The following is a 12330-nucleotide window of genomic DNA, read 5'->3' on the forward strand; positions in this document are numbered from 1 at the left end:
GAAATCAACCAGTTGCCGCTCCTGCCGGACAGACGGCAATCTGTGGGTAAAATCGACGCTGAAACTTTGGAATTTCGGCCTCGAAAGCCTATATGATCGATATGGACGATACCCCTGAATACACGGGCGCCGAAGCGCCGAAGAAAAACGGTTACGGCGCAGATTCGATCAAGGTCCTCAAAGGCCTCGATGCAGTGCGCAAACGGCCTGGCATGTACATCGGCGATACCGACGATGGCTCGGGCCTCCACCACATGGTGTTCGAAGTGTCGGACAATGCGATCGACGAGGCGCTTGCCGGGCATTGCGACCTCGTCCTGATCGAACTCAACGCCGATGGCAGCGTGTCGGTCGAAGATAACGGTCGCGGCATTCCGGTGGACATGCACAAGGAAGAAGGCGTGTCCGCGGCAGAGGTCATCATGACCCAGCTGCATGCCGGCGGAAAGTTCGAAAACACCAGTGACGACAACGCCTACAAGGTTTCGGGCGGGCTTCACGGTGTCGGCGTGTCGGTCGTCAATGCGCTGTCCGAATGGCTCGAACTCACCATCTGGCGCGACGGCAAGGAACACTGGATGCGCTTCGAACATGGCGACGCGGTCGAAAGCCTGCGTGTCGTGGGCGATGCTCCCAAGGTCGAACAGAATCCCGACGAAGAAGGCTTCAAGAAGGGCACCCGCGTAACCTTCAAGGCGTCGGAAGACACCTTCAAGAACGTCATCGAATTCGATTTCGAAAAGCTGGAGCACCGCTATCGCGAGCTCGCCTTCCTAAATTCGGGCGTGCGAATTCTCCTGCGCGACAAGCGGCACGAAGAACCGCTCGAACACAATCTGTTCTACGAAGGCGGCATTGCGGCATTCGTCAAATATCTCGACCGCAACAAGCAGGCGCTGGTCGCCGAACCCATTTCGGTAAGCGCTGAGAAAGACGGTATCGGCATCGACGTCGCGCTGGAATGGAACGACAGCTATTACGAAAACGTCCTGTGCTTCACCAATAACATTCCGCAACGTGACGGCGGGACCCACCTTGCGGCCTTCCGCACCGCGCTGACGCGCACGCTCAACAATTACGCCACCGCCAGCGGGTTGATGAAGAAGGAAAAGGTCAGCCTGTCCGGCGAAGACATGCGCGAAGGGCTAACCGCAATCGTATCGGTCAAGCTGCCGGACCCCAAGTTCGGGTCCCAGACCAAGGACAAGCTGGTGTCTTCGGAAGTTCGCCAGCCACTCGAATCGCTCATGGGCGAAAAGATGACGGAGTGGCTCGAAGAGAACCCGAACGACGCCAAGCAGATCATCCAGAAGGTCATCGACGCGGCCGCCGCGCGTGAAGCTGCCCGCAGGGCACGCGAGATGAGCCGCAAGGGCGCCATGAGCATCGCGTCGCTGCCCGGCAAACTCGCCGATTGTCAGGACCGCAATCCCGAAAACTGCGAACTCTTTCTGGTCGAGGGCGATTCGGCAGGCGGGTCGGCCAAGCAAGGTCGCGACCGCAAGACACAGGCCATCCTTCCGCTGAAGGGCAAGATCCTCAATGTGGAACGTGCCCGTTTCGACCGGATCATCTCGTCCAAGGAAGTCGGCACGCTGATCCAGGCGATGGGCACCGGCCTGCGCGACGAATTCAATCTCGAAAAGCTGCGCTATCACAAGATCGTAATCATGACCGACGCCGACGTCGACGGCGCCCATATCCGCACGCTCCTGCTGACCTTCTTCCATCGCCAGATGCCCGAGATCGTCAAGGCCGGGCACCTCTTCATCGCTCAGCCTCCGCTGTACAAAGTGTCGCGAGGCAAGAGCGAAGTCTATCTGAAGGATCAGCCGGCATACGACCGTTACCTGATCGCACAGGGGCTCGACGGGCGGGTGCTCGAAGCGCAGGGGGGGCCGGTTCGCGGTGGCGGCGAACTGCAGGCGCTGGTCGACCACGGTCTGCGCATGCGCAACATGCTCGGTTTCGTACCCCGCAAATACAATTCGGAGCTGATCGAGGCGATGGCTCTGGCCGGCGCGCTCGACCCTGCCGGAGATCGATCTGCTGCTCTCGATCGTGCTGCCGCCCACCTCCAGATGGGTGATCCCGATGCTCGCTGGAAGGCCGAGACGGGCGAAGACGGCAAGGTCCGCCTAAGCCGCGTCTGGCGCGGTGTTACGGACGTACACGAAATCGACCCGGCATTTCTCGAAAGTGCCGAGGCACGCAAACTGCACAAGATCGCGCAGGATTTCGCCGATGTATACGCATCGCCCTTGCGCCTCGTGCGCAGCAGTGCGGAAACAGAGCCCGACGATGGCGAAGCGAACGAGGCGGATGACGATGCGCCGATCCTGACCGACGACGCGATCACCCTGCCGACCCAGCTGCTCGACGCGGTGATGGTCGCCGGGCGCAAGGGGCAGAAGATCCAGCGCTACAAGGGTCTTGGCGAGATGAATGCCGAGCAATTGTGGGAAACCACCCTCGACCCCGACAACCGCGCACTACTGCAGGTGAAGGTCGAGGATGCCGACGTGACCGATGAGATCTTCACCCGCCTGATGGGCGACGTCGTCGAACCGCGCCGCGAATTCATCCAGAACAATGCCCTCAACGTGGCAAATCTGGACGTTTGATGACCTGAGCTCAACACAGCCAGGGCATGCGGCAGCATTGAAGTCGCCTTAGAAAGGGCCGGGAAAAGCGTCATTGCCTATCCCGGCCCTTTTTATGCGGAAATTCCCACCCGCAGACACCTTTCACAAAAAACAGGTATTTCGCCCCAATCGCGTCGCAGTCTCCGGTTTGAAAGAAAACCGTCGCGAGCTTTTCACCTAGCTCTGGGAAAGGCCCCTCACATCGAAAACGAGGGGCTACATGAACATCAGATCGCTTTCCCACGCCGCACTGTTTTGCGCAGCATCGGCCATTCCCTTTCAGGCCCTTCAGGCCCAGGCACCGGCGCAACCGGACGACGAGGATGTCGCGCCTGCCGATAACCAGATCATCGTCACGGCACAGCTTATCGAACAGCGCGCACTCGACGTGCCGATTACCATTTCCGCGCTCACCGGCGATGCGATTGCGGAACTGGGTGTCACTGATCTCGACGAACTGTCGAACTATATTCCCGGGCTCAACATTCAGGAACAGAGCGCCAACAATCCGGGCATCGTGATCCGCGGGATCACATCCGACAGCGGGTCCGCACAGCAGGGACCCCGCGTCACGCTATATTACAACGGGGTCGATATCTCGCGCTCGCGCGGTTCCTATCAGGCGATCTACGATCTCGATCGTGTCGAAGTGATCAAGGGGCCGCAGGCGACGCTGTTCGGCACCGCCTCCGCCGTCGGCGCGATCAGCCTCGTCTCCGCGCGGCCTCGCGCCGGCTACTCGGCCGAAGTGACCGGCGGCTACGGCAATTTCGACCAGACGCTGGTTTCGGGCTTCGTGAATGCCGGATCCGATGTCGTCGCAGGCCGCATCGCCTTCGAATGGCGCACCCGCGATGGCTATGTCGAGAACCTGGCCCCCTCGCAGGAAGAGGATCTTTACGCGCAAGACCAGTTCGGCGCGCGCGGTTCGCTCCGCTTCACGCCGAACGACCGCTTGACGGTCGACCTCATCGGCACATTCGACCGGCAAAGGCACGGCGGCACGCCGTTCATCTCGGATACTTTTGCCACTCCCGACGGGCCCGCAGATCCGTTCGGTCGCGCCTTCCTGGGCGGGTCCCCCTATTCGGAAGCTGCCCTAGGGGACAGCCAGCTCGGCCTCGACCGTGAAGTCTACGATGCGAATCTGACGGCGGAATACCTCATCGGTGACAGCCTGACCTTCACCACCGTCAACGGCTATCGCGAATTCGACAGCCATGAGGTGTTCGACGCCGATGGCGGCCCGGCACCGTTCCTGGAATTTGCGGAGATCGCAAAGGGGCATCAGGTCAGCCATGAAGGCCGCTTCACCTATGTCGATCCGCGATGGCGCGCAGCCTTCGGCTGGAATTTCTTCACCGAGGACAATCTCCAGCGCGTGCCATTCTCGACCGAGGAGGGCACTTTCCTGCAGTGCCTCACCACGTCGCTGGGACTGGCTCCGGTCATTCCGGGTATCCCCTGCGTAGCCGCCGACGGCAGTGTGCCCGCCGCACAGGTTACCCAGCTCGCGACCGGCGGTGCCGCCACCGCAATCCCCTACAGTTCCGTGTTCGAAAACCAGGGCAACAATCAGAGCTATTCGCTCTTCGCCGATGCGACCTTCATTCCCACCACCTCGCTCGAACTGACCGCAGGCGCCCGCCTGCTGATCGAGCAGCGACGTTCGGGCTTCGTTACGTCCGTGCCCAATTCGGTACTGACGGGCGCGCCGCTTATCCCTGGCCAGATCGATACCGGTGGCCGCACGTTCGAAGCCGAAGACAGTTTTTCCGCCGTGCTGCCGCGGTTCAATGCGCTCTATCGGATAACGCCCGACCTCAATGTCTTCGCAACGGTTTCGAAGGGCCGCCGCTCCCCGGTCGTATCGCTTGGCGCACGCCGTGCCGGGACCGAGGTCCTGCCCAGCATTAATGTCATCCCGCAGGAAGTGGTGTGGAACTACGAAGGTGGGATCAAGTTCGGTTCGCGCGCCGTCTCCGGCTCGCTGGGTGTTTATTATCAGGATTACAGCAATTTCCAGACGACGCGCACGATCTCGGACCCGAACGATCCTTCTGGCCTGCCGCTCGGCACCACGGTCACGGAAAGCGTCGGCTCGGCCAGCAACCTTGGTGTCGAGGCGGAGATCAACATACGGCCCACCAGCTGGCTGAGCGTCTTCGCCAATGTCGGCTACATCGATGGCGGGATCGACGACGATCCGATCAACGGAACGGTCGCGGGCGATCGTTTCCGTCTTCAGCCCGAATGGCAGGCTGCCGGCGGTTTCACCATCGATTACCCCGTCGCTCCCGGTGTACGGATTTTCGCAACGCCTTCGGTTACGCACCGTAGCCGCATTTTCTTCGAAGTGCCGAACAGCCTGCGTATCTCGCAGGAAGCCGTCACGCTCCTGAATGCGCGCGCCGGTGTCTCCTTTGCCGATGAAAGGTTCGAAGTCGCTGGCTTCATCCGCAATGCCACGAACGAGCGCTATCTGCTCGATGCCGGCAATACCGGCGGGGCCTTCGGACGGCCGACCTTCATTCCTGCCGAGCCGCGCTTCTACGGTGTCCAGCTGACCGCGCGGATCGGGCGGTGAGCGGGGGCCTCGATCGGCGCACGGTTCTCGGTCTGCTTGGCGCGTCGGGAGCCGCCGCGCTACCCGTCGGCGCATCGGCACAGGCAACCGGGCCCGTTCGTTTCGATCACGGGGTCGCCAGCGGCGACCCCGCTGCGGACGGGGCAGTGATCTGGACCCGCGCAAGTGTCGATGGCACAGGCGATGTTCCCTTGCGCTGGAAAGTCCGTGAAACCGAAGGCGGGCCGGTCGTCCGCGAAGGCGAGACGATTGCACGCTTGGTTGCCGATCGTACGGCCAAGGTGGAGGTCGACGGTCTCGAACCGGGCCGGGAATACTGGTATGCCTTCCATGCTACCGACGGCGCGCAGTCACCCTCCGGTCGCTTCCGCACCCTGCCCGTGGGTGCGGTGGACCAACTCGTCTTTGCGGTCGCTTCCTGCCAGTTGTACCCCGGCGGCTATTTCAACGCCTTTGCCGACATGGCTCGTGCCGAGCGGCTCGACGCGGTCATTCATCTTGGCGACTATATCTACGAATATGGCGATGCCGGTTACGGCGCCGATATTGGCCGACGCCTAAATCGGCTTCCCGATCCGCCGCATGAAATCGTGACGCTGGCAGACTATCGCTTGCGCCATGCGCAGGCGAAATCCGACCCGGACATGCAGGCCGCGCACGCGCGTGCGGCTTTCATCTGTGTGTGGGACGATCACGAAATCACCAATGATGGCTGGCTGCACGGTGCGCAGAACCACCAGCCTGAAACCGAAGGCGACTGGGCGGGCCGCAAGGCGGTAGCGATGCAGGCCTATTTCGAATGGATGCCCATCCGCGATCCTTCGGCGGCGCGGGCGAAGGAAGCAATCTATCGCAGCTTCGAATTCGGCGATCTGGCAACGCTCGCCATGCTGGAAACACGCCTGCTGGTCCGCAGCGAGCAACTCGAATTCGCAGGCGATCCGGATGATGCAAACGCTTATGCCGCCTTCGCCGAGACGCTGGCGGACGAGACGCGTCAACTGATCGGGGACGAGCAGCGCGACTGGCTAAGGAATACTCTGTCCACTTCGGTCGCGGCAGGCAAGCCATGGCAGGTGGTCGGAAACCAGGTGGTGATGGGCCGCGTCGCCGGTCCCGATCTGGAGGCAGGAATGGGGCCCGATCAATATGCCGACCTGATTGCCAGCCTACCGAGCGGACTTGACGATCGCATCGCGGCGGCGCAGGTGGGCTATCGAAAGGGCGTACCGTTCAATCTCGACAGTTGGGATGGCTACCCTGCCGCACGCGAGCGGCTCTATGCGACGTTTCGGGATGCAGGCTCCAGGCCGATTGTCCTCGCAGGCGACAGCCACGCGGGTTGGGCGAACCGCCTGCGCGGCGCTGACGGTGAGATAGTTGGCCTGGAAACCGGCTGCACCGCGATCACCAGTCCCTCTTACGGATCCATCTTGCCGGGCATCGGGCGGTATATCGAGCAGGCTAATCCGGACACGATCTACTGCAATCAGGATGCAAAGGGATATACCTTGCTCACCCTGCGTCCGGGTTCGGCGCGAGTGGATTATCGAACGGTCTCCACTGTCACGGACAAGACCTTCGAGGCGGGGATCGACGCGTCTTTCGAATGGAAGCGCGAGGATGAAACACCGGACTGGTCGGAAGTCTGAACGGGACGGGGGGCAGGTTGGCGGCAACCCGCCGATTGCCGATAAAGCCTGTCCCTTTGCCTGATCTCACCTCTCGAGAGAGATCGAGATCCGGCGATTTCTTGGATCCGCCGGGTCGTCTGCGATCAGCGGTTCGGTATCGGCGACGCCTTCGATCCGGCGGAACCTGTTGAACGCTATTCCTTCGCGGATCAGCGTCTGCCGCGTGGCTTCGGCCCGGCCGGCGGACAGCGACCAATTGTTCACCCGGCTCGGGTCGCGATAGCGCAGTGCATCGGTATGGCCGCGCACGGTTATCTTGCCGCCTTCGGGCGAGATTGCCTCGGCCACCACATCCAGCAAAGCGCGCGCATCTGAGGTCAGGACAGTCGTGCCGAGCGAGAACATCGAGAAATTGGCGTCGTCGACCAGATCGATCCTGATCCCGGTGGTGGTATCGATCATGCGTACCTGCCGCATCAGTCTTTTCAGCCGCTCTTCCTCGGCGATCGCTTCCGAAACACGTTCGCGAATGCGCTTGATCGTGGCAGCGCCTTCTTTCGGTCCGCCCGTCGCATCGCGCGGGACGGTGAGCGTCTTGGTGCCGGTCTGGCCCGCAGCATGCGGGTAGTTGTCGACATCGACCAGGGACGATCCGCCCAGCACGCCATCGGCGCCTGCGCTCTGCTCCTTGGTCTTGACGAGAGTGGGCGTGAAATAATCCGCCAGTCCCTTGCGCTGATCCTCTGTCGTTGCACCCAGCAGCCAAAGCAGCAGGAAGAACGCCATCATCGCGGTCACGAAGTCGGCATAGGCGACTTTCCAGGCGCCGCCGTGATGGCCGGCGGCGACCACCGTTACCTTCTTGACGATAATGGGGACCGGGTCGTTGCGACCCGCCGGGGTGCTGGCCATCTTACCGGCCCCGCAGCGCGTCGAGCAGTTCGGTCAGCCCCGGCCGGACCGTATGGCCCAGACCCGAACGGGCGCTTTCCACCACCAGCGGCTGCGGATGGCCATAGAGCGAGGCGATGATCACCTGCTTCACCGCGTGGAAAATCTGTTCGTCCTGCTCCAGCACCTGCTTCAGGCGTCCCGCGAGCGGACCCACGATGCCGTAGGCCAAGAGAACCCCGAGGAACGTACCCACAAGGGCCGATCCGATCATGCCGCCCAGGATTTCCGGTGGCTTGTCGATCGAACCCATGGTTTTCACCACACCCAGGACGGCGGCCACGATCCCGAGTGCAGGCAGTGCGTCGGCCAGCGACTGCAGCGTATGCTGGGGTTCGTGAAGCTCGTGGAAATGCGTCTTCATGGCATTGTCCATGACTTCTTCCACCGCATGGGTTTCCAGCGTGCCGGACGATACGACCAGCAGGGTGAGCGTGTCGCAGATCAATCCTATCAGCGGCTCGTTCTTGAGCAGGTTCGGATAGGCGCTGAAGATCGTCGAATCCTGCGGGTTTTCGACATGGCTTTCCAGCGCCACCGGGCCTTCGTTCTTGAGCAGCTTCATGCACTGCGCGGTCAGCGCGATGGCATCGATATGGTCCTGCTTGGTATGCTGCGGCCCCTTGAAGATGACCTTCATGGACCTGCCGATGGCCTTCAGTCCGTCCATGGAATTGCCGGCGACCAGCGCGCCGATCGCGGCGCCGCCGATGATCAGCATTTCGTGAGGCACGGCCTCCATGACGGGACCCAGCGCACCGCCCGTCAGCGCGAAGCCGCCGAAGACCATGACCAGCAGGATGACTATGCCGATTGCCGCAAACACTTTGAATTCCTGTCAGATAGGGCCGCGATCAGCGCAGCATCGAGAATAGGGAAAGGTTGGCGAGGCGAACGAAGCTCGCCTGGCTCGCTTCCAGAATGGTCAGGGTTTCCTGGAGCCGCGTCATGGTTACCGCGATATCCGCGCCGCCCACGTCGGCGCGTTCTTCGGCAATACGCTCCGCGTTGTTTTCGCGCCGATCCGACATCAGGTCGATCCAGTTGAGCCGTGAACCGACGACGGTCTGCGCGGTCGTTACCTTTTCAAGCCCGATGTCCAATTCTTCCAGCGCCGCAGAGCTGGCATCCATTGCCGTCTGCCCGCCGGTCGCGAGAGCCGCGGCCAGATTGCCCAGCACCGCAAACAGATCGGTCGGGCCATTCGCCGTCGTGAACTCGAATATTTCAGGTCCGGCAAGGCCGGGTTCGACCGACTGCCCCTCGCCGATCTCGAGCGGGGTAATGTCGGGCGTACCGACAAACTGGACGCCGGTGCCGTTATCGACATAGGCGTTACCGGCAGTCTGGCCGCCGAAGAGGGCATGGCCGGAAATATTCCGGCTGTTGGCGAGCACGACGAGATTTTCGCGCAGACTGGCAACTTCGGTGGAGATCGCCGAGCGTTGCTCGTCGTTCAGCGTGCTGGAATTGGCCCGAACGGCCAGTTCGCGGACCCGAACGACTATATCGACGACCGAATCAAGCGTTTGATCCGCAAGCGAGAGGTCTGCTTCGGCAAGCTGCGAGTTGCGCGTATCGACATTGGCGATGCGCTCCGTACGGCTCAGCATGCGCAGCCGCGCTGCGGCCACGGGATCGTCCGACGAGCGTTCGAGCCGCTCCCCCGTACCGATCTGCTGCTGAAGCGTTTCCGCGCGAGCCCGCAAGCCGCCGATCTGACGACTACTACGTTCGTAAAACGCGCCGGTGCTGAGATTGATCATCGGCCGATCCCCAGTAGAGTGTCGAATATGTCGCTCGCCGCCTGCATCGCGCGTCCCGAAGCCTGGAAGGCCTGCTGGAAGCGGATCAGGTTGGCGGCCTCGGTGTCGAGGTCCACGCCTGATTGCTGCTCGAGCGAGATGCGCGCGGAGGACGCGATGGTATCCAGCGCGCCCTGCGTGACCGTGCGACCAGCCACCTTGCTGGACACGTCGAAAAGAAGCCCGTTGAGTTGCTGTGCCGGGTTCAGGCTTGCCAGCGATTGGCGAAGGGCATTGAGATTGGAATCGTCGCGGCTTCCCGCGCCAGCACCGGTCGGCGCGGTCGCGAGGCCCTGACCTTGCGTCATGACGACCGTCAGCGTGCCTGCCGTCGTGCCGGAGAAGATCGGCTGACCTTGCGTACCGTCGAGCGCCACACCAGCCGCCTGGGCATTGTTCACGGTATCCGCGAGGCTGGCCGCGATCGTGTCGAGACGGCCGCGGACCGATGCCAGTTCGGTCAGCGCGAGCGAGGCACCAGCAAGACTTCCCGACCCCGGACTGACCGGCTGGCCGTCGACAGCGAAGCTGAGCGTTTCATCGGCAGCCACTGCAGAGGACAGGGTCTGCGACGTGCCTCCTTGCACAAAGCTTTGGGTCGGACTGGCTCCGAGCGCGACGGCAACTGTCCCGTCGCTTTCGAAATTCGTGGTAATGGAAGTGAAGCCCGACAGCCGTTCCAGCAACTGATCGCGCTGGTCGAGCAAGGCTGCCCGATCGCTGCTGCCCGCACCCGCGCGCGTCAGGCGCAGGTTCACGCGAGCCAGTTCGCCGCCGATGACGTTGGCTTCGGATACCTGCGCGTCGGCTTCGAACCGCAGGCCCTCGCCCACTGCGTCGAAACTGGACGCCGTGATGTTGAACTTGCTTGCGAGCGTTGTCGCTTCGCCGATGACCGCAGCCCGCCTCGATGGGTCGACCGGATCGCCTGCAAGCTGCTGCAACGCTGCTTCGAATTCGACGATGGAGGAAAAGACGCCCGACTGTTCGAGCGCGCTTTCCACATTGCGCAAACCCTTCAGTTCGGTGTTCGCACGTTCCAGATCACCAGATGTGCGGCGAACTTCGCCCTGGAGAAAGGAATCCGCATTGCGGCGAATTTCCGCAATGCGCGAACCTGACAGCGAAATGTCGCCAATCCGGCCTGCTCCACCGGATGCAGAGACCTCCTCAATCCGCAAACTGCGGCGAACATAGCCATCGCTCGAAGCATTGGCGATGTTCTGCGCAGTGACGTCGAGTGCGCCGCGCGCTGCACGGGCACCGCTGACGGCGATCGAAAGAAGGTCAGAAGCCATCAGTTTTCACCCTTTGGAAGAAAGCGGGCAAGCTGCTTCTCGATGGCACTGGCAAAGCCAAGCTGGCCGGTCTGCGCGGTCAGCTCGGCAAAGCGCGCATCGCGCATTTCACGGAATGTGCCTTCGCCCTCGCCGCCGAACAGATCGTTGCCCCCGAAATCGGTGCTGCGCGCGCTCGAAAGCATCTGGCGGAGCAGGATTGCCTCGAACTGCTGCGCAGCGTCCCGCAACTCCTTGTTCAGCGGGGCCGCCTCGCGCTCGGAAAGCGGCCTAGCGCCGGCCACATTTATCGGAAAGCTCGTCATATGATCACCAGTTCCGCTGTAAGCGAACCCGCCTGTTTGAGACCTTCCAGGATCGCGACCAGATCGGCGGGGCTCGCACCCAATGCGTTGAGCGCATCCACAACCTCGGCCAGTGAAGCACCCGGGCCGACGCGCGAGACGACGCTCTCTTTCTGGCTCGCCGTGATGGTGCTGCTGGGTTCAACGGCGGTCTGACCGCGCGAGAACGGTGCGGGCTGGACCACCACAGGATCCTCGTCGATCCGGACCACCAGGCTTCCGTGGCTGATCGCGGCCGGGGCCAACCGTACGGCGCTGGAGATGACGATCGTGCCAGTGCGACTGTTGATCACGACCTTCGCAGCGCGTTCGGCCGGATCCACATCGAGCATTTCGATCTGCGCCATGATTTCCGCACGGGTATTTGCGCCCGGCGGCAGCATCAGGGCCAGCGTCACGCCGTCTTCGACCTGCGCCATGCCGGGGTAAGCGCCGTTGATCGCATCGCGAACGCGCGAGATGGTCAGGAAGTCGGCATTGTAGAGGTTCCAGCGCAGCACTTCGGAAAAGTCGAAATTGCTGGCCACTGCCTGTTCGACAGTCGCGCCGTCGGCAATGCGGCCGACAGTGGGTACGTTGACGGTCAGCTTCGAGCCGTCCTTGCCGGAAACGCCGAGGCCGCCAACGGCAAGATTGCCCTGTGCCATAGCATATATCTGGCCATCCGCACCATAAAGCGGCGTCATCACCAGCGCACCACCGCGCAGAGACTTGGCCCTACCCATGGTCGAAACAGTGACGTCGATGCGCTGACCAGGTTTTGCAAACGCAGGCAGATCAGCGGTTATGATGACGGCGGCCGCATTTTTGAGAGCTGGATTGACGCCGGGCGGCAATTGCAGCCCGAGACGACCCGACACGCCGCGCATGGCCTGCGTCGCATAGGCGAAATTGTCATCGCCCGAACCGTCCAGGCCAACAACTATACCGTAGCCGGTCAATTGGTTGGAGCGCACCGACTGAAATTGCCCAAGGTCGCGCACGCGTTCGGCCATAGCCGGAACCGGGAGCGCGGAAACCAGAGCCGCGAACAGAAGGATAAGGGGGCGGATCATGTTCGACATCC

The 12330-nt window shown here is 62.2% G+C and carries 9 protein-coding genes; 3 read left to right on the top strand and 6 right to left on the bottom strand.

Features of this window, described 5'->3' with window-relative positions:
• The first annotated feature begins 92 nt into the window (after nt 1-92).
• The 3 genes from gyrB (at nt 93) to ACIGGE_RS02550 (ending at nt 6884) form a co-directional block, all read left to right on the top strand.
• On the top strand, nt 93-2624 hold the full coding sequence (gene gyrB, locus ACIGGE_RS02540; protein ID WP_234003184.1) for a DNA topoisomerase (ATP-hydrolyzing) subunit B: 2532 nt from the start codon (nt 93-95) through the stop codon (nt 2622-2624).
• Nucleotides 2625-2865: 241 nt separating this feature from the next.
• Complete coding sequence (locus tag ACIGGE_RS02545; RefSeq protein WP_397489335.1) at nt 2866-5232, top strand: TonB-dependent receptor; 2367 nt, start codon at nt 2866-2868, stop codon at nt 5230-5232.
• The gene (locus ACIGGE_RS02550; protein WP_397489336.1) at nt 5229-6884 is read left to right on the top strand and encodes an alkaline phosphatase D family protein; all 1656 of its coding nucleotides are present in this window, start codon (nt 5229-5231) and stop codon (nt 6882-6884) included. The genes ACIGGE_RS02545 and ACIGGE_RS02550 overlap by 4 nt, the downstream gene beginning before the upstream one ends.
• Nucleotides 6885-6950: 66 nt before the next feature.
• Here ACIGGE_RS02550 and ACIGGE_RS02555 read toward each other — a convergent pair whose 3' ends face one another.
• The 6 genes from ACIGGE_RS02555 to ACIGGE_RS02580 are packed head-to-tail and all read right to left on the bottom strand — an operon-like array spanning nt 6951 to nt 12319.
• Nucleotides 6951-7778 carry a flagellar motor protein MotB gene (locus ACIGGE_RS02555; protein ID WP_103024059.1) on the bottom strand — a complete coding sequence of 276 codons (828 nt, stop codon included), beginning with the start codon at nt 7776-7778 and terminating at the stop codon, nt 6951-6953.
• Between the two features lies 1 nt (nt 7779).
• Complete coding sequence (motA, locus tag ACIGGE_RS02560) at nt 7780-8643, bottom strand: flagellar motor stator protein MotA (protein ID WP_103024058.1); 864 nt, start codon at nt 8641-8643, stop codon at nt 7780-7782.
• Between the two features lie 28 nt (nt 8644-8671).
• A complete protein-coding gene (gene flgL, locus ACIGGE_RS02565) occupies nt 8672-9583 on the bottom strand; it encodes a flagellar hook-associated protein FlgL (protein WP_103024057.1) in 912 nt (303 codons plus the stop codon).
• Nucleotides 9580-10920: a flagellar hook-associated protein FlgK gene (flgK, locus tag ACIGGE_RS02570; RefSeq protein ID WP_397489337.1), complete on the bottom strand. Its 1341-nt coding sequence runs from the start codon at nt 10918-10920 to the stop codon at nt 9580-9582. Before flgK ends, flgL begins: the two co-directional genes overlap by 4 nt.
• Nucleotides 10920-11225, bottom strand: a complete 306-nt coding sequence (locus ACIGGE_RS02575) for a rod-binding protein (RefSeq protein ID WP_221596442.1) — start codon at nt 11223-11225, stop codon at nt 10920-10922. The genes flgK and ACIGGE_RS02575 overlap by 1 nt, the downstream gene beginning before the upstream one ends.
• Nucleotides 11222-12319 carry a flagellar basal body P-ring protein FlgI gene (locus tag ACIGGE_RS02580; protein ID WP_375246386.1) on the bottom strand — a complete coding sequence of 366 codons (1098 nt, stop codon included), beginning with the start codon at nt 12317-12319 and terminating at the stop codon, nt 11222-11224. The genes ACIGGE_RS02575 and ACIGGE_RS02580 overlap by 4 nt, the downstream gene beginning before the upstream one ends.
• Between the last annotated feature and the right edge of the window lie 11 nt (nt 12320-12330).

It is taken from the genome of Qipengyuania sp. NPDC077410 (genome assembly GCF_044543405.1).
Classification (GTDB): domain Bacteria; phylum Pseudomonadota; class Alphaproteobacteria; order Sphingomonadales; family Sphingomonadaceae; genus Qipengyuania; species Qipengyuania pacifica.

Coding starts and splice junctions, on each gene's coding strand:
- gyrB (WP_234003184.1), top strand. CDS start 93: ATGATCGATATGGACGATACCCCTGAATACACGGGCGCCGAAGCGCCG.
- ACIGGE_RS02545 (WP_397489335.1), top strand. CDS start 2,866: ATGAACATCAGATCGCTTTCCCACGCCGCACTGTTTTGCGCAGCATCG.
- ACIGGE_RS02555 (WP_103024059.1), bottom strand. CDS start 7,778: ATGGCCAGCACCCCGGCGGGTCGCAACGACCCGGTCCCCATTATCGTC.
- flgL (WP_103024057.1), bottom strand. CDS start 9,583: ATGATCAATCTCAGCACCGGCGCGTTTTACGAACGTAGTAGTCGTCAG.
- flgK (WP_397489337.1), bottom strand. CDS start 10,920: ATGGCTTCTGACCTTCTTTCGATCGCCGTCAGCGGTGCCCGTGCAGCG.
- ACIGGE_RS02575 (WP_221596442.1), bottom strand. CDS start 11,225: ATGACGAGCTTTCCGATAAATGTGGCCGGCGCTAGGCCGCTTTCCGAG.
- ACIGGE_RS02580 (WP_375246386.1), bottom strand. CDS start 12,319: ATGATCCGCCCCCTTATCCTTCTGTTCGCGGCTCTGGTTTCCGCGCTC.